This is a genomic window from Vibrio sp. 14N.309.X.WAT.E.F5 (genome assembly GCF_030397615.1).
GTDB classification, from domain to species: domain Bacteria; phylum Pseudomonadota; class Gammaproteobacteria; order Enterobacterales; family Vibrionaceae; genus Vibrio; species Vibrio lentus.
Map to the genome: position 1 here is coordinate 143,636 of NZ_JAPNXR010000002.1, position 16,640 is coordinate 160,275.

General features: G+C 43.7%; 14 protein-coding genes. 9 read left to right on the forward strand and 5 right to left on the reverse strand.

Annotated features, from left to right (window positions below):
• The first annotated feature begins 168 nt into the window (after positions 1–168).
• From rbsD to OW495_RS03075, 6 genes are all read left to right on the forward strand, one after another.
• Positions 169–588, forward strand: a complete 420-nt coding sequence (gene rbsD / locus OW495_RS03050) for a D-ribose pyranase (RefSeq protein ID WP_017060853.1) — start codon at positions 169–171, stop codon at positions 586–588.
• A gap of 89 nt (positions 589–677) precedes the next feature.
• Positions 678–2,183, forward strand: a complete 1,506-nt coding sequence (gene rbsA / locus OW495_RS03055; protein WP_102257613.1) for a ribose ABC transporter ATP-binding protein RbsA — start codon at positions 678–680, stop codon at positions 2,181–2,183.
• Positions 2,180–3,166, forward strand: coding sequence for a ribose ABC transporter permease (gene rbsC, locus OW495_RS03060; protein ID WP_017082395.1), 987 nt, complete (start codon positions 2,180–2,182; stop codon positions 3,164–3,166). The genes rbsA and rbsC overlap by 4 nt, the downstream gene beginning before the upstream one ends.
• A 127-nt stretch (positions 3,167–3,293) precedes the next feature.
• On the forward strand, positions 3,294–4,172 hold the full coding sequence (gene rbsB, locus OW495_RS03065; RefSeq protein ID WP_289884929.1) for a ribose ABC transporter substrate-binding protein RbsB: 879 nt from the start codon (positions 3,294–3,296) through the stop codon (positions 4,170–4,172).
• Positions 4,173–4,385: 213 nt separating this feature from the next.
• On the forward strand, positions 4,386–5,330 hold the full coding sequence (gene rbsK, locus OW495_RS03070) for a ribokinase (RefSeq protein WP_017064747.1): 945 nt from the start codon (positions 4,386–4,388) through the stop codon (positions 5,328–5,330).
• 152 nt (positions 5,331–5,482) lie between these two features.
• Positions 5,483–6,484 (forward strand): substrate-binding domain-containing protein, encoded by a 1,002-nt coding sequence (locus OW495_RS03075; protein WP_289884930.1) that lies wholly within the window; start codon positions 5,483–5,485, stop codon positions 6,482–6,484.
• 122 nt (positions 6,485–6,606) lie between these two features.
• Here OW495_RS03075 and OW495_RS03080 read toward each other — a convergent pair whose 3' ends face one another.
• From OW495_RS03080 to OW495_RS03090, 3 genes are all read right to left on the reverse strand, one after another.
• Positions 6,607–7,398, reverse strand: coding sequence for a carbon-nitrogen hydrolase family protein (locus OW495_RS03080; RefSeq protein ID WP_289885194.1), 792 nt, complete (start codon positions 7,396–7,398; stop codon positions 6,607–6,609).
• Positions 7,399–7,529: 131 nt separating this feature from the next.
• Positions 7,530–7,952 (reverse strand): lysozyme inhibitor LprI family protein, encoded by a 423-nt coding sequence (locus OW495_RS03085; protein ID WP_289884931.1) that lies wholly within the window; start codon positions 7,950–7,952, stop codon positions 7,530–7,532.
• Positions 7,953–7,990: 38 nt separating this feature from the next.
• The gene (locus OW495_RS03090) at positions 7,991–8,653 is read right to left on the reverse strand and encodes a hypothetical protein (protein WP_198593845.1); all 663 of its coding nucleotides are present in this window, start codon (positions 8,651–8,653) and stop codon (positions 7,991–7,993) included.
• 296 nt (positions 8,654–8,949) lie between these two features.
• Here OW495_RS03090 and OW495_RS03095 point away from each other — a divergent pair, with 296 nt between their 5' ends.
• The 3 genes from OW495_RS03095 to OW495_RS03105 all read left to right on the forward strand — a co-directional run bounded on the left by OW495_RS03095 (position 8,950) and on the right by OW495_RS03105 (position 13,776).
• On the forward strand, positions 8,950–10,527 hold the full coding sequence (locus OW495_RS03095) for an EAL domain-containing protein (protein WP_289884935.1): 1,578 nt from the start codon (positions 8,950–8,952) through the stop codon (positions 10,525–10,527).
• A 191-nt stretch (positions 10,528–10,718) separates the two neighbouring features.
• Positions 10,719–13,172 carry a CHASE3 domain-containing protein gene (locus OW495_RS03100; RefSeq protein ID WP_289884938.1) on the forward strand — a complete coding sequence of 818 codons (2,454 nt, stop codon included), beginning with the start codon at positions 10,719–10,721 and terminating at the stop codon, positions 13,170–13,172.
• A gap of 205 nt (positions 13,173–13,377) precedes the next feature.
• Complete coding sequence (locus tag OW495_RS03105) at positions 13,378–13,776, forward strand: hypothetical protein (protein WP_289884939.1); 399 nt, start codon at positions 13,378–13,380, stop codon at positions 13,774–13,776.
• Positions 13,777–13,835: 59 nt separating this feature from the next.
• Here OW495_RS03105 and OW495_RS03110 read toward each other — a convergent pair whose 3' ends face one another.
• Positions 13,836–15,002 (reverse strand): PD-(D/E)XK nuclease family protein, encoded by a 1,167-nt coding sequence (locus OW495_RS03110; protein WP_289884948.1) that lies wholly within the window; start codon positions 15,000–15,002, stop codon positions 13,836–13,838.
• 158 nt (positions 15,003–15,160) lie between these two features.
• Positions 15,161–16,537 carry a hypothetical protein gene (locus OW495_RS03115; protein ID WP_229634669.1) on the reverse strand — a complete coding sequence of 459 codons (1,377 nt, stop codon included), beginning with the start codon at positions 16,535–16,537 and terminating at the stop codon, positions 15,161–15,163.
• Positions 16,538–16,640 lie beyond the last annotated feature (103 nt).

Here is a 16,640-nt window from a genome sequence, read left to right on the forward strand (position 1 = left end):
ATCACCAAAAAACGCCCCATCGAAACGTTTCGATGATCATTATCACACTCTAAAACAATCAAACGTGCAAATGATAAATCAGACACTATTATCACTATCGAAACGTTTCGATGGCTTTTCTTGAGTTGTTCTCAACCCATCAAGCGTTATTTTTCGATAGGTCGTGATATGAAAAAAAGTACTCTAATAAACTCTGAACTCTCTTACCTAGTGGCGACTCTTGGCCACACAGATGAAATCACGATTTGTGACGCGGGCCTGCCAATTCCAGACCACGTAACTCGTATTGATCTTGCTTTGACTCACGGTGTCCCAAGCTTTCAGCAAACGGTAAAAACCATGCTGGATGAATCTCAAATCGAAGGCGTTGTGATTGCAGAAGAGTTTGCGAAAGTAAGCCCAGAACACCACGCTGCGCTGATTGATTTAATCAAGACTGAAGAAGCACGTTGTGGCAAATCGCTTTCGATTACTTACATCACTCATGAAGAATTCAAGCAGCGAACGCATGAAAGCCGTGCTGTGATTCGCACAGGTGAATGCACACCATACGCAAATGTTATTTTCCAAGCTGGCGTAACGTTTTAGCTCATGCGAAACGCAACGACAGTCCAGCGTCATTGCTGAAAAAAGATAGACACAACCAAATACAACTGGCCCCGAGTAAAGGAACCGACATGACTCAAGCCATTTTAGAACTTAGCTCAATTGAGAAGGCCTTCCCTGGTGTGAAAGCACTGGATAAGGCAAGCCTCAACGTTTATCCAGGACGCGTAATGGCGCTAATGGGTGAAAACGGTGCGGGTAAATCAACGCTTATGAAAGTGCTTACAGGTATCTACCACTTGGATGGCGGCACTATCGCCTACCAAGGAAAACCTGCTGCATTTAAAGGGCCACGTGATTCTCAACAAGCAGGCATTAGCATCATTCACCAAGAACTGAATCTAATTCCTGAGTTGACCATTGCCGAGAACATCTTCTTAGGTCGTGAAATCACCGGCACCATGGGTCGCATCTTGTGGAACGAGATGTACCAAGAAGCAGACAAGTTACTTAAACGCCTTAACGTGAAACACAGCTCGAAAACGCCTCTAGGTCAGTTGAGCCTTGGTGAGCAGCAAATGGTAGAGATCGCGAAAGCCCTATCGTTTGAATCTAAGGTCATCATCATGGATGAACCAACCGATGCGCTAACCGATACCGAAACTGAGTCGCTATTTAAGGTGATTAACGAGCTGCGCGATGAAGGCTGTGGCATTGTTTACATCTCTCACCGTTTGAAAGAGATCTTCGAGATTTGTGATGACATCACTGTGCTGCGTGACGGTAAGTTCATTGGTCAGTGTGAAGTAAAATACACCGACGAAGATGGCCTAATCGAAATGATGGTTGGTCGTAAGCTAGACGAACAATATCCACGTATCGGCCAGAGCCACGGTGAAACTTGTCTTGAAGTGATTGGCCTGACAGGTTCTGGTGTTCACGATGTGAGCTTTACGCTAAAACGCGGTGAAATCCTGGGTGTATCTGGCCTAATGGGTGCTGGCCGAACTGAGCTGATGAAAGTGATTTACGGTGCCCTTCCAAGTGAGCGCGGCGTCATCAACCTAGAAAACAAAACCATCAACCCGGTAAGCCCGAAAGACGGCTTGGCCAATGGCATTGCTTACATCTCTGAAGACCGAAAAGGCGATGGCTTAGTGCTTGGGCTTTCTGTTAAAGAGAACATGTCGTTATGTTCACTTGACCTACTAACAAAGAGCGGTCAAATCCAACATAAAGACGAAGTGATTGCAGTAGATGACTTCATCAAGCTATTCAACATCAAAACCCCGACTCGCGAGCAAATCATTGGCAACCTTTCTGGTGGTAACCAACAGAAAGTGGCTATCGCTAAGGGCTTGATGACCAAACCAAAAGTACTGATTCTCGACGAGCCAACGCGTGGTGTCGATGTCGGTGCTAAGAAAGAGATTTACCAACTCATTAATAAATTTAAAGCCGACGGCATGAGCATCATCTTAGTCTCATCTGAAATGCCAGAAGTATTAGGAATGAGTGACCGCATCATGGTGATGCATGAAGGCCGTGTAAGCGGTGAATTTGATGCGAAAGAAGCAAACCAAGAATTATTACTGGCGTGTGCGGTCGGTAAAAAGATCAACGAGGACGCAGCATGAGTACTAAAACCATGAGCAAAACAACTGAAGCTCCAAAGAAAAAACCGTTAATCAGCAAAGAGTGGCTGATTGATCAAAAGTCATTGATTGCTTTGATCTTCCTGATTGTTGTCGTTTCTTTCTTAAACCCGAACTTCTTTACTGTCGACAACATCCTAAACATTCTGCGCCAAACCTCGGTTAACGCAATTATCGCTGTAGGTATGACGCTGGTTATCTTAACCGCGGGTATCGACTTGAGTGTTGGTTCTGTACTGGCACTTTGTGGTGCATTCGCAGCCAGCATGATTGGTATGGAAATCCCAGTGATGATCGCCGTGCCAACAGCTCTAGTAGCCGGTGCAGCATTAGGTGCTATCAGTGGCGTGATTATCGCCAAGGGTAAGGTTCAAGCCTTCATCGCAACGCTTGTAACCATGACTCTATTGCGCGGCGTGACCATGGTTTACACCGATGGTCGTCCTATCTCGACTGGTTTTACTGACACAGCAGACGCATTCGCTTGGTTCGGTACAGGCTACGCAATGGGCATCCCAGTTCCAGTATGGATCATGGTCGTGGTATTCGCAGCGGTATGGTACCTACTGAACCACACCCGCTTTGGTCGCTACGTTTACGCATTGGGTGGCAACGAATCAGCAACTCGCCTATCAGGCATCGACGTAGACAAAGTAAAAATCGGCGTTTACGCAATCTGTGGTCTGTTAGCAGCAGTTGCGGGCATCATCGTGGCATCTCGCTTGTCATCAGCTCAACCAACCGCAGGTATGGGTTATGAGCTAGACGCCATTGCAGCCGTAGTTCTTGGTGGCACAAGCTTAGCCGGCGGTCGTGGTCGTATCATGGGCACATTGATTGGTGCATTGATTATCGGCTTCCTAAACAACGCCCTAAACCTATTAGACGTATCTTCTTACTACCAGATGATTGCAAAAGCAGTGGTTATTCTTCTGGCGGTATTGGTCGACAACAAAAACAAATAAAACCTATTCACATTCTAGGTTAATACAAGTAACACCCTGTTTTACCTTAAAATATTAGAATCTATAAATAATGTAACTACGAGCTAGGACTCACCTCCTAGCTCACCCTACACAAAGGACTTACACCATGAAAAAATTAGCGACTCTTATTTCTGCTGCTCTTCTTTCTACAACGGTATCTGTGTCTGCACAGGCGCAAGATACAATGGCAATCGTTCTGTCTACATTGAACAACCCATTCTTCGTAACCATGAAAGATGGCGCAGAAGCGAAAGCGGAAGAGCTAGGCTACAAGCTTATCGTTCTTGATTCTCAAAACGACCCAAGCAAAGAGCTTTCGAACATTGAAGATCTAACCATTCGTGGTGTTAAAGCAATCCTGATTAACCCAACGGATTCTGACGCTGTGTCTAACGCGATTCGTATTGCTAACCGCTCAGACATCCCTGTACTAACGCTAGACCGTGGTGCAAGCCGTGGTGACGTAGTGAGCCACATCGCTTCTGATAACGTAATCGGCGGCGAAATGGCAGGCCACTTCATCATGGAAAAAGTGGGCGAAAAAGCGAAAGTAATCCAACTTGAAGGTATCGCTGGTACTTCAGCTGCTCGTGAACGAGGTGAAGGCTTCATGAACGCAGTAAACGGCAGCGACCTTGAGCTTCTAGCAAGCCAACCTGCTGATTTCGACCGTACTAAAGGTTTGAATGTAATGGAAAACTTGCTTGCGGCTAACCCAGACGTACAAGCAGTATTCGCTCAAAACGATGAAATGGCTCTAGGTGCTCTTCGCGCAGTTCAAGCTTCCGGTAAAGAAGTGATGATCGTTGGCTTTGATGGTACAGAAGACGGCATCGCAGCAGTTAACCGCGGCCTACTTGGCGCAACGGTTGCACAACAGCCTGACCTAATCGGTTCTCTAGGTATCGAAATGGCAGACAAAGTACTGAAAGGCGAAGCAGTAGACGAGTACGTACCAGTACCTCTAAAAATCATCGCTAAGTAATCGTTACTAAGTAACGCGATATAAAGCAGGGGTCCCCTATCCCCTGCTTTGCTTAGCTCATTAGCTCACTGACTTAACATAAAAACAAAACCCGATAGTGCATCGCTGTTTCTCATAAGCCGTCTAATAAGGCGAGCAATCAACGTAATGTGAATTAACGTAATGAGAAAGACCCATGCATTTTCAAATACGATATATCATAAGGCTCGTATCATGACTCAACTGATTGTTTTAGGTAGCGTTAACGCTGACCACGTACTGCAAGTTCCTTCGTTCCCTCGTCCGGGTGAAACCTTGATTGGCGGTAACTATCAGGTCATCCCTGGCGGTAAAGGCGCAAACCAAGCCGTAGCGGCAGCAAGATTAAACGCAGATATCGGCTTTATTGCCTGTGTCGGTGACGACCCATTTGGCATCAATATTCGTCAAGATTTTGCTAAAGATGGTATCAACATCGACGGTGTGATCGTTGCAGACAATACGCCTACTGGTATCGCGATGATCCAAGTATCCGCAACAGGCGAAAACAGTATTTGTCTTTCTGCGGAAGCCAACGACAAGCTGACTTGCGATCAAATCGAGCCGCACTTAGAAAAGATTCGCGGCGCTAAATACCTGCTGACTCAGCTTGAAACGCCAATTGAAGGCATTGAATACGCAGCAAAAGTAGCAAAAGAGAGTGGCACGCAAGTGATTCTTAACCCAGCTCCTGCTCGTCCATTATCGGATTCACTGCTTGCTTGTGTTGACGTGATTACACCGAACGAAACTGAAGCAGAAGTGCTGACAGGCATTACCGTGACGGACAATGCATCTGCTCACCAGGCTGCGTTAGCTCTGCATGCTAAAGGCATCGAAACAGTAATGATCACCCTTGGCGCGAAAGGCGTTTGGGTGAGTCATCGCGGTCAAGGCAATGAAGCCAGCGAAGGTGAATTAATCGCAGGTTTCCGTGTTGAAGCAACAGATACAACTGCCGCAGGTGACACCTTTAACGGCGCGTTGGTGACAGGCTTGCTTGAAGATATGCCACTTGAGCGTGCGATTAAATTTGCCCACGCTGCTGCTGCTATCTCTGTGACTCGCTTTGGTGCTCAAACCTCTATTCCAAGCCGTGCTGAAACCGATGCGTTTTTGGCAGAGCAACTGTCTGCTTAGCTTGATACCTATTTTAAGGCTTAACTCCTGAGCTAAACCGTGGTCAATGGATGTTAGCCTTCAAATTCGGTAACAACAAATAACAAGCATAAGCCCCTGTTTTCAGGCAGAATATCGCCCAACGTGGAAGGTTATTCCCACAAGGATTTTTTATGGCAACAATGAAAGACATCGCACGGCTCGCAAAGGTTTCGACTTCTACCGTGAGCCACGTGATCAACAAATCACGCTTTGTCAGTGAAGAGATTGCTGAGCGTGTTAACAGTGCGGCTAAAGAACTCAACTATGCGCCTTCTGCATTGGCTCGCAGCTTGAAAATGAAGCAAACCAAAACCTTGGGAATGCTAGTGACCACATCCACCAACCCATTTTTTGGTGAAGTGGTAAAAGGCGTTGAACGTCGTTGCTACGAAAAAGGCTACAACCTCATCTTGTGTAACACCGAAGGCGACAGCGAACGCATGAAATCATCTATCGATACCTTGCTGCAGAAGCGTGTCGATGGCCTAATGCTGATGTGTTCAACCCTTGAGGGCGAGCACATTGATGTATTTGAACGCTACCCAGAATTACCTATCGTTGTGATGGACTGGGGCCCAATGTTGTTCGCCAGCGACAAGATCCAAGATAACTCGCACCAAGGTGGTTACATGGCAACCAAGCACTTGATCGATAACGGCCACTCTCAAATTGGTTGCATCACTGGCCCACTGCACCGCAACCAAGCCTCTTCTCGTTATCAAGGCTTCAAGCAAGCGATGGAAGAAGCAAAGCTTGAGATCAACCCTAAGTGGATTGTTGAATCAAACTTCGAATGCGATGGCGGTTTTGACTCTTACCAAACCTTAAAAGCGCGTGGCGAGATGCCATCGGCACTGTTTGTTAGCAATGACATGATGGCAATGGGTGTGATTCACGCTGCGGCTCAAGATGGCACATCGATTCCAAACGATCTTTCGATCATTGGTTACGATGACATCCACTTATCTAAATACATGACCCCAGCTTTGAGCACTATCCACCAGCCAAAACACCGTTTAGGTAAAGCGGCCGTAGATACTCTATTGAATCGACTCAAAACGCCTGATGCGTATCCGCAGGTTGTTGAGTTAGAGCCAACGTTAGTTGAACGAAGCAGCGTAAAAGCGATTTAGTGCTTCTTTCTACAAATCTACACAACTGTTCCAAACAACAGATTGAAGAAACAACCCAAACAACAAAGGGCAAGGTTATCTAACCTTGCCCTTTTCGACTCTATTGCGTTTCACTTGTCTTGTTAACGATTCAACGCAGACGCTATCTGCTGTATTTCGTCTAACACATCAACACCATTGTATTGAGGCGCGATAGACAAGTCTTGAATATTGATCGTTTCAACAGACTGATGCTCACTGAGTTGAAGCATTAAGTCTCCCTTCGGTGAATAAGTTCTGCTGCCACCACAATATGTTGCGGTAAAGGCATCAACCACATCTTGCCCAACGCGATTACACGTTACGATATGGCACCCTTCTTCTAACGCTCTTGCTTGTGCAATGGCAAAGCTATGATGGCCACCAAAATTCGCAGGATGGAGAACAACGTCTATCGATTGATACGCTCTCATGATCTCTGGGAACCAAATATCAAAGCAAATCGCGACACCGAACTTCAAGCCTTTGTATTCAAAAGTAAGAAGTTCACTTCCTCTCGAAAAGTACTCTTTGTCGAATTTCGTTTGACTGACTTTTCTGTATTTATGAAGCAAACCTGAACCATCAACCACCACAACGCTGTTGTAATGCTGACCATTATCTTCCTCAGCGACACCCGCAACGATTAACGTCTGATGTTTCGCGGCAAGAGCAGTTAACGAATCAATGGTCGGGCTGTTATTGAAGTCTTCACACAGTTCATGAATTTCTGCGGCATCGTTAAAGATATATCCAGTAGAGAACAGTTCAGGCAGCAACGTGATATCACCCACTGCCGTCTCGGCTTCTAAAAGCTCAGAGACTCGCGAGAGGTTCATTTGTTTGTTTTTGTATTCAACTTCAAGCTGAACGAGGGTGACGCTGACATTATCCAAAATCGAATCCTTACTGGGTAACACTTCAAACTTGATACTAAGAACGACAGGGTAAGATAATCCTCTATCGCTTGCTGACTCAGGCGCCAATGGTTGAAGCAAACGCACACTCTCATTAGCACTCAGTTCATCTACTTCATCAGCTTGGGCTCTGGCAGAACTGGTGGTGTGCTGTCCATGTAGGTTAAGAAGTTTTCCCACACCTCATGCGTTCTTTGCTTAGTCAGCTTAGTTTTGCAAGAAAGCGCCATAAGACCTCGAATTGAACCATCACGCCATTGGGTATACACCGAGTCACAATGTGCCGTCATGTAAGCTTGCCAACTGTCTTGAGCCATCTTGATTGAGCTAACCAACTCCGCATCATAAGCATTGTGTTCAAAGCTCGCTTCAAGATATTGTTCAAGTTCCACTTGTGCAGTTTCCAACTCAATCGACGCACAGTGATTGATCTCTATGGTATTCATTGCATTCTCGCAATCGACAACATCATCGGATGCTGATGCAAGCAAAGGTAAACACGTTAATAACACGACCGTTAAAGCCTTTTTCATTATTTTTCCCTAATTCAAAAGCACATATATGCGCCCTATTAATGCCAAGCGTTACGAATCTTAACGGCATAAGACGCCAATTGTTGATAACTGCGTTTAGGATTATGTCCAAAAACCACAAGAGCATACAACCACAGAACAAGAAGCACGGAAAACAAACCTGACTGGAAACCATCTAGGTACAACTCCGGTAGCAAGTCGACTACCTTTTGATAGTTCACAATTGAAATTGTTGTTTTACTGCTAATCAACTCATACGTTACATTTATTGGGCTGACTATGGCCCAAACTAAAAACCACGACATGCCTGCGACAGGCACTAAACTCAGTAGCGGCTTAAGTTGTTTAATTGGAAAAATGAAATACAAAAGCATAATCAAATATAGAACGGCTAAAAATAAGCTCCATGCGTGAACACTGACTTCAAAAATCCGATAACGCTCATCGAGATACATGACTAACACTACCGCCCCCAATACACCAAGCGATAATAATTTTCCCACATACCTCGTTTTAGAAAACCTAATCAGTACATAACCAATCACAAGAAGGAAGCACGAAAGCCAAGCTAACACTTCTGGTTTGGTCTCAAAAAGACGAGGTGTTGCGGAATTAGACAAAATAAGGATCGCGTAAGTAGGAGCAATCAACAAATAGGCGATGAACACACGCAGCAACATCCAAATCATATTTTTTATCATTATGCTCAAATCTATCCACTCGCATTACTTCAAAAATTACAGTTCTCTATTTGATGATAAAAAACCGACAACAATCCGCTTCATCAAAAAACGCAAAAGTACTGAACAAAAAAACGACACACTCAACCTTGGAAGCATATCTAACGTTCTGATTTTTATAGTAAGACGATAAAACACTCTATTTCAATAAATAACACGTGCGCACATTCACACTATTTATGCATTGCCTTGCATCGCTATCGTTAAATTTATAAATTAACTTGAATGCTCACCCAATCGGTAACGCTTCTCCAACTATGGATATCAAGTACCAACATTTTGCCAAGACTTCGTTCTACTTTGCCATCTCTTTCTTTTTTTCTATGGCATTGCTTATCCCTTTTACACCGTCTCACTACCAGAATTTAACCGAAGACACATCGAGGCTCGTCGAAACAAGGCTTGAGAGCATCCAATCAAGGTTCGACCTTTTTTTATCAGGCATCACACCGAGCCACACTTGCGATTCAATGGTTAGACAGCTTCGCCAAACTGTATTTGATGCCGATTGGGTAAAAGAAGCCGCGGTATTCAACAAAGACGACCGTTTTTACTGCTCGACTACCGATGGCGAAGTCTCGTTTCGCCTCTACAGCACCATCAGACAAAGACTCAATGACGACCCTAACTTAACAACCTTGTCGTATTCAAATTCAGCGATCACTCAAGTGCAATCCATCATGCTTATGTTCTCGAATAAGGACGATGCAGGAGTGAGCCTGATGATTCCGCCACACTTCATCTATGACACTGTAGAGACGAACCTTAACAACCATGGAATTCAGGCCAAAGTTGAGGTGATCAAGAGAGATATCCACCCATCTGATATCGATCCGTCCATCGCCAAAGTACGGATACAATCGAACATCTACCCACTCACCATCACGTCATACATTGGGTATCAGTATTATTGGAACTTCATGTTGAGCTATTTGTGGTTTGGCTTTTTGATGGCCGGAATTACGACCATTATTCTCCTTTCTATCAAACATAAAAAACAGAGCCAACGTAGCTTAGAGTACTCGCTGTCTAGCGCACTCAAAAACAAACACCTACATGTTCACATGCAACCTATCGTCAACCGAAACACAACCGAAATCGTAGGCTGTGAATCGCTGCTCAGGTGGAACGACCCAATTGAAGGCAATGTATCCCCTGCAATCTTCATTCCTTTGGCAGAAAGCTTGGGGTTGATTGAAGACCTAACCTACTTTGTGTTGCGTGAAGTGTTAGACACATTGAAAAATCATCGCGAACTGTTTGAGTCAAAATACATCAGCGTCAATATCAGCCGAAACGTTGTCTCCAACAGTAACTTCGCCAACAAGGTCATTAGCATCTATAAGAAGAACCCGGACATTCTTAAGCAAGTCGTTTTTGAAGTGACAGAAGATGGCGAGTGCTCTGATGCGGATATGGTCAAAATCAAAAACAACTTAACCAAGCTTGCAGATTTAGGCGTGAGAGTGGCGATTGATGACTTTGGTACTGGCTACGCAGGTTTAGATTTTGTGAGACAGTTTCCGTTCAGCATTCTCAAGATCGACCGTGTGTTTGTGAAAAACATTTCGGACGAATCGAGCCTTGGTATCCCCTTACTCGAATCAATGCTTCAGTTGTCACGCACTCTAGGCATGCAAGTAATCGTTGAAGGGGTTGAGTACGAATCCCAAGTGAACATCTTGTCTAAACTGGGCGTTGACTATATCCAAGGCTTCTATTTTTATAAGCCAATGCCGATCAACCTGACGATAAGCTTGCTTAGGCAGCAATATGTAGATTCTAGCCATCATCAAGAGTCATCGCCGTCTAAAACAGTATTAGAGCAACCCTAATCGAGTCGATTTCATCAGTTAATCTTGATGTTTGCCCTACTCCTCAAGTAAATAGAGCTAGAGCACTGTTTTTAGTGCCCTAGCTCTACTTTTAGTTATCTACCTTACCCAACCGCACTCTATGCATTTGTACACCTAACAATCTAACCTACAATAACAATAGGTCCTTAGTGTGTGGAATACGTGTCTCTATGTTTGCGAGTTGGTTTGATGATATATCCCTACAACGAAAGCTATTAGTCAGTTTTTTCACCCCTATTGCGCTAATGGTCCTAGTTTCGTTCTCTGTCCATCAAAACACCCAATCAATGGTCGAAGATAACCACTGGGTAGTTCATACGCACAAAGCCATTGCACGAGCTCAAGAGCTTCTTAACCTAGCGATTGATATGGAAACAGGCCAACGTGGATACCTGATTACTGGTGATCCTGTGTTTTTGGAGCCTTACCACCTTGCGCTTGATGTTTGGAATCAGAAAGTGAATACACTGAGCAGTCAAATCAGTGACAACCCGAGCCAAGTTGAACGACTCAATCGCATCGATGCTCTTCACGAAGCGTGGTTAACAGAAGCCGGAGAAAAAGAAATCGCTCAACGCAGTCTCGTTGGTAATAGCAACACCACAATGCAGAATGTTATAGAGCTGACGCAGAAACAAACCGGAAAGAAAATCATTGATGAGATTCGTAGCGAGATAGCCGAATTCATAGAAATTGAACAGACACTCATTCAGGTTCGAGTCGAAAAATCGGACAAATCCGCCAATCAAACCACTTATGTGCTGATTCTAGGGACACTTTTTTCAACGTTTATTTCACTGATCGTAGCCGTATGGTCATCAAATCGCATTAAAAAACGTATTCACCTACTTCTTAACGCTGCGAATCAGGTAGCGGCAGGACATTTAAAACAAGTCGCCTCGACGCTTAACCAGAGCCCTATCCAAACGGGGACGGATGAAGTTGCTCAGCTAACCCAGAGTTTCCATAAGATGGCGACCAACCTGGTTAAAAGTGACAATCAGATGCAAGCGTCGAATCAAGCGCTGATCACTGAACGTAAAAAAGCCGAAGCGGCAGCCAAAGCTAAAAGCGAATTCCTTTCAACCATGAGCCACGAAATACGCACGCCAATGAATGGCGTGCTGGGCATATCTCAAATCATCGCAGCGCAAACTAAAGAGTCATCAACCAAAGAGAACATCGATATCATCCTTGATTCTGGTCAGCATCTCATGACCATACTCAATGACATTCTCGACTTCTCTAAAGTCGAAGAGAATAAGCTCGAACTAGAAATCGCTCCGTTCAATTTTAATCAAGTCATTCATCCCGTCAGCGGTGCAATCAAACCTTTGGCCGATGAAAAAAGCATCCGTTTGATCGTCGAAAACGAAATCCCTGAAAATATAGCGCTCATTGGTGATTGCGCGAGACTTCGCCAAATCTTGTTCAATCTGGGTGGAAACGCGACCAAATTCACCAACGAAGGGCATGTTCTGATTCAATCGGCACTCAACAAACAAGAAAGCCGACTGCTTCTCACTGTTACCGATACCGGGATCGGCATTCCGAAAGATAAGCACCAACACGTCTTTAATTCTTTTGAACAGGCAGACACATCGACGACGAGGAAGTTTGGCGGTACAGGGCTCGGGCTCGCTATCGTAAAGAACTTGGTCGAATTGATGGACGGTCAAATCACCCTGAACAGCGCTGTAGGGCTTGGCACTAAATTCCAAGTGTCATTACCTATCAAGTGGCAGGAAAGCCAAGCAGCACACACTGCCCCGAACTTAATCAGCACAACAGAACCTTCCAAGAACCCACTGAATGTTCTACTTGTCGAAGACAACCGCATTAACGCCATTGTTGCCAAAGGATTCTGTGAAAACCTTGGATACAATGTCGAGCTGGCTGAAAATGGAAGAATCGCAACCGAATACCTAAAAACCGCTGAATATGACCTGATTTTAATGGACAACCACATGCCCGAAATGAATGGCGTTGAGGCAACTCAATATATCAGGCAACAGCTTGGCTTAGAGACTCTGATCTTTGCTTACACTGCCGATGTTTTCCGTGAAGCTCATGACAGTTTCATTGAAGCGGGTGCAGACCATATTTTAACTAAGCCCTTGCAACAAGAGAGCTTCTTCGATGCGTTGCAACAGTTTTCGACGCGCTTACCTCAACACCCCAAAAGCGACCAAACTGCTTGCCAAACAAGTAACGTCATAGAGCTACACCGAGAACCCATTGAAAAGCTTCGACTGACAGAAGAGGAGATAAGCCATTCTGATGTCATTCAGTCGTTCAAGGAGAGTCACGACCGTTTAATCATACTCTTAGAGTCAACAACCGTAGAGTTTGAACAATCCATCGACCAACTTATCAAATTCTATATGACCAAAGATCTAGCCTCGTTGAGCCAAACTCTACACTCGATTAAAGGGATGGCACTCAACCTAGGGCTTAGCATCTTATCTAATCAAGCCCTGACTCTAGAGACACAAACAAAGAACCAACAACTGCCCGATATCGAGCAACTACAGAAGCTGATCAACCGCATCTTGGTCAACGAGCATCAAGCGCAGAGAATGATCATTGCCTACGCTCCGCAATTACCTAATCGAACAGGCTAAGTGTGCGAGAGTAATCAACACCACCTTTCTATTAACGGATAATCCTGCCCAAGTCACCATTAACGCTATCCAGTTAGTTACCAATCAATCGGACATTCCTTGTTACATAAGGCACTAAAAAACAACGAAAGAAAATGTGAAGACGATGGGTCTCCTTGGAGGGACATTTAAATCATCGCATCGTTGAGTGCATAAAAGGAATATCATGGAAAAGACACTTCAAACCAAACTGGCGACAAGCCTACTGCTGCTGAGAGTCGGAATTTTTATCGTCTTCTTGTTCTGGGGCTTGGATAAGATTCTGGTACCAGAGCACGCTACAAAGGTGCTGTCTGGCTTTTACGGTATCAACATCTCGGACAACGCAATAATGGCTATGGGTGTCGCTCAGCTCGGCTTTTTAGGCGCGTTCGTCGTCGGTATGTGGAAGAAGTACACCTACGGTGCCATTTTAGTCCTGCATGCAGGTTCAACTTTCGCCTCTTTTGGAAAATACATGGACCCGTTCAATAACCTACTGTTCTTCGCCTCTTGGCCAATGCTCGCAGCCTGTGTCGCACTCTTCTTACTACGCGACTACGACACTTACAGCGTTGCTAACTAATACAAAGGGCGCCAGTTGGCGCCCTGTTTGGTTAGCTTGATTATTAAATGCTTTTTAGGTCACTGTAATGCACTATTAATTTCTTCTATATGTGCACTCAACTTATTTAATACCGTATTAACGTCTTCCTTAGAGATGCTGTTACCGTCAGAGTTAACCATACGCTCTTTATCTAAGTTGAAGTTTGACGAAACATAATACTTATCTTGCCACGCCTTCACTTGCATATTTGGATAGCAGCCTAGTTTTTGACTTATATATTTTGCCGACTCTCTGAGTTCTCCAGAAACATATGGAAAAACACCTAACCAATTGTGCTTATAAAGCTTAACCATTACCCCTTGAGGCCATGATTTAAGGCGAACATCCAAATCGTAAGCAACAACATACTTACTGCTTTCTTTGACTGTTTTGATTACTTCTATTTCAGACGAAATTTTCGAAAAGGCAGCATCTGTTTTGATCCGGGATTCTATGCCAAGAAAACTCTCTTCAACCTTTCTACGCTGACAATATTGATAAGCCCTCGTTATCTTAGCATAAGCATCCTCATGCTTATTGAAGATCTGCCAACATAGCTCATTAACTTCATTACTACCTGTCATATATGCCTCGATATGGCTGATAAACTGACTAATAAAATACTCTGCTGATTCATTACCTCTAGACTTAACAAGCTCAAGTTGGCTTGCAACTTGTCCATAAGACATACAATAAACAGGAACTCTTGAATTACGATTCAGTGTGGTTGGTTTTCGACCATTAGGGGATAGGTAAACCAACGCTAGTTTATGATTCGGATATCGAGTCAATATAATATCCTGATATCTAGCCACTTGTTCTGATTGCTCATTAGCCCATATTTTATTTTCTATCGCAATCACTAGCTTACTGGCTGGGTACTCAATAACCAAATCAATGTTTTCTAGTTCTCGGTAAACACGGACATTTTGATCTGTTGATGATCTTAGGACAGATAATGGGAGAGGCGAACCACTTTCAAGATGTAGGTTTACGATGCCTAAAGTGAAAGAATTTAGAAATGAATAATTCAATCCATGTACATATGATGGGTTAAGTAAAGCAGCTAAAATGTTTGAGTGAATAAGCTCCTTACTTCGTATCCCCATCATTTTGAACAAGTCAAAATTTGCGGAGTATGATCTTATCTTTGAAAACTCATTTGATAAGAACAAGCGCTCTACTGCTTCTAGTTCTTTATTCATATTGTTCTCCCAATTATGAGTGTGACCTAACGCAGCATTGAGGTATGAGGAACATTACCATTAAACTTAACCATGCCTTCGAAAGCACAAAACCCAACGATGGAATGAAAAATGCCAAGCATTGGGAATCACTCTTAAATACTTGTCAAATCTATTTTCTATCGCTTCATTTTCCAAAGGTAATAATAGTCTTCTTGCCGTATATCTCTGGTGATATCAGCCATGTTTAGGGTAGAAGTTACGCCGTCATAGGCTACTTTACCTAGCCCTAGAGCTTTAGCTGCCAACGCCATATCTCCTGATAACATCCCAGTATATGCACCAACACCTATCGCAGCACCAGCCCCTGCTAAAGTTACTAATGGCTTTTTGATTAAGTCTTTTGTTGCATTTTTTGTTATCGTTTCCAATGAGGACACACTTGGTTCAATTACGCCAGAATAAAGTTCACGCGCATCTTTTTCTGTAAAGCTTCCTTTCAAAGAAAATGCTTCTGAGACTGACTTATCCAATGCAGTTCGAAAACGAACAAATGCTTCTTGCTCCCTTTCCCTAAGTGTCAATAACGTCGAAACTGATACTTGCTCCGCATATGGAATAATAATGTCCCAGTGTTTTGAAAGTACATTATTAATATTGAGAACGACATCATCAACTTCTACTGACCTTAAAGCATTTATCTCGCTGACGCTGTGAGTCAATATAGAACCGCCTGTCAGTTTTGAAATTGACTTTTGATATACAGCTTCGGTAATTGATTCAGATGATATAGATTCGGCTAGGCCCAGTTTTTTCTTGTTGCCTGAACTTAAATATATACCGCCTTTTTCATGAACTTCTTTAATGACATATGGTGGTAATACTTGTTCTATTGCATCCTCTAAGTGGTAAGTACGAGTACCATGAGGAAAAACACTTTCATCACATTCACAATTGACATAGTAACCACCGTACTCATCATATGCTAGATAAGCATCTAATCTTGAATAAATGCTTGTCCGCAGTTTATTAATCGACTGATTAATACGCCCGGACGAACCTTTACCGAGAAAGTGATTGGAAAAGCAACCTAAGCAATAGCTGTTTGGCGTTGTGTAAGGCTGTGCGATACCTGCTTTCATAAGATCTTTTATTTTATACAATGCTGATATATCGGAGATCACTCGATAACGAAAATCAAAATCATCCTGTTTCGGCACATGTCCATATGAAGGAGAAAGGTCAGCCAAATAGTTATGAAATAATACATTATCTGCGAATAATGCTGAAAACTTGGAGAGCTCTTCAACCCTAGAGATCCTACAACTTTGTTCTAGACACTCATAAGGTGCTCCACTTAAACTATTAGAGGCACAAAAAATGCGCCCGCGCATTTTTCCTGAATCTGGCAAGCCCGCAGCTGTACTTGAGACCTCGTCATAAAGATCTAACAATTCAGCAAAAGGAAGTCTTTCAATAACATCGCTATTAACACCATCCATATCGATTAAGCCTTTTCGATACAATGGCTGCAAAATTTCTATTTCATCATACACTTGTTTATACCTTCAATTTCCACAAGTCTAACGCCTGCATAACACGTTTGCTACCATGCAGATTAAGCCCAAATTTACCACTTAACACGGTAAACTCAAAGAA

What these genes read in the sequence shown, in the direction of transcription:
- rbsD (WP_017060853.1), top strand. Translation starts at nt 169, where the DNA reads ATGAAAAAAAGTACTCTAATAAACTCTGAACTCTCTTACCTAGTGGCG.
- rbsA (WP_102257613.1), top strand. Translation starts at nt 678, where the DNA reads ATGACTCAAGCCATTTTAGAACTTAGCTCAATTGAGAAGGCCTTCCCT.
- rbsC (WP_017082395.1), top strand. Translation starts at nt 2,180, where the DNA reads ATGAGTACTAAAACCATGAGCAAAACAACTGAAGCTCCAAAGAAAAAA.
- rbsB (WP_289884929.1), top strand. Translation starts at nt 3,294, where the DNA reads ATGAAAAAATTAGCGACTCTTATTTCTGCTGCTCTTCTTTCTACAACG.
- rbsK (WP_017064747.1), top strand. Translation starts at nt 4,386, where the DNA reads ATGACTCAACTGATTGTTTTAGGTAGCGTTAACGCTGACCACGTACTG.
- OW495_RS03075 (WP_289884930.1), top strand. Translation starts at nt 5,483, where the DNA reads ATGGCAACAATGAAAGACATCGCACGGCTCGCAAAGGTTTCGACTTCT.
- OW495_RS03085 (WP_289884931.1), bottom strand. Translation starts at nt 7,952, where the DNA reads ATGAAAAAGGCTTTAACGGTCGTGTTATTAACGTGTTTACCTTTGCTT.
- OW495_RS03090 (WP_198593845.1), bottom strand. Translation starts at nt 8,653, where the DNA reads ATGATAAAAAATATGATTTGGATGTTGCTGCGTGTGTTCATCGCCTAT.
- OW495_RS03095 (WP_289884935.1), top strand. Translation starts at nt 8,950, where the DNA reads ATGGATATCAAGTACCAACATTTTGCCAAGACTTCGTTCTACTTTGCC.
- OW495_RS03100 (WP_289884938.1), top strand. Translation starts at nt 10,719, where the DNA reads ATGTTTGCGAGTTGGTTTGATGATATATCCCTACAACGAAAGCTATTA.
- OW495_RS03105 (WP_289884939.1), top strand. Translation starts at nt 13,378, where the DNA reads ATGGAAAAGACACTTCAAACCAAACTGGCGACAAGCCTACTGCTGCTG.
- OW495_RS03110 (WP_289884948.1), bottom strand. Translation starts at nt 15,002, where the DNA reads ATGAATAAAGAACTAGAAGCAGTAGAGCGCTTGTTCTTATCAAATGAG.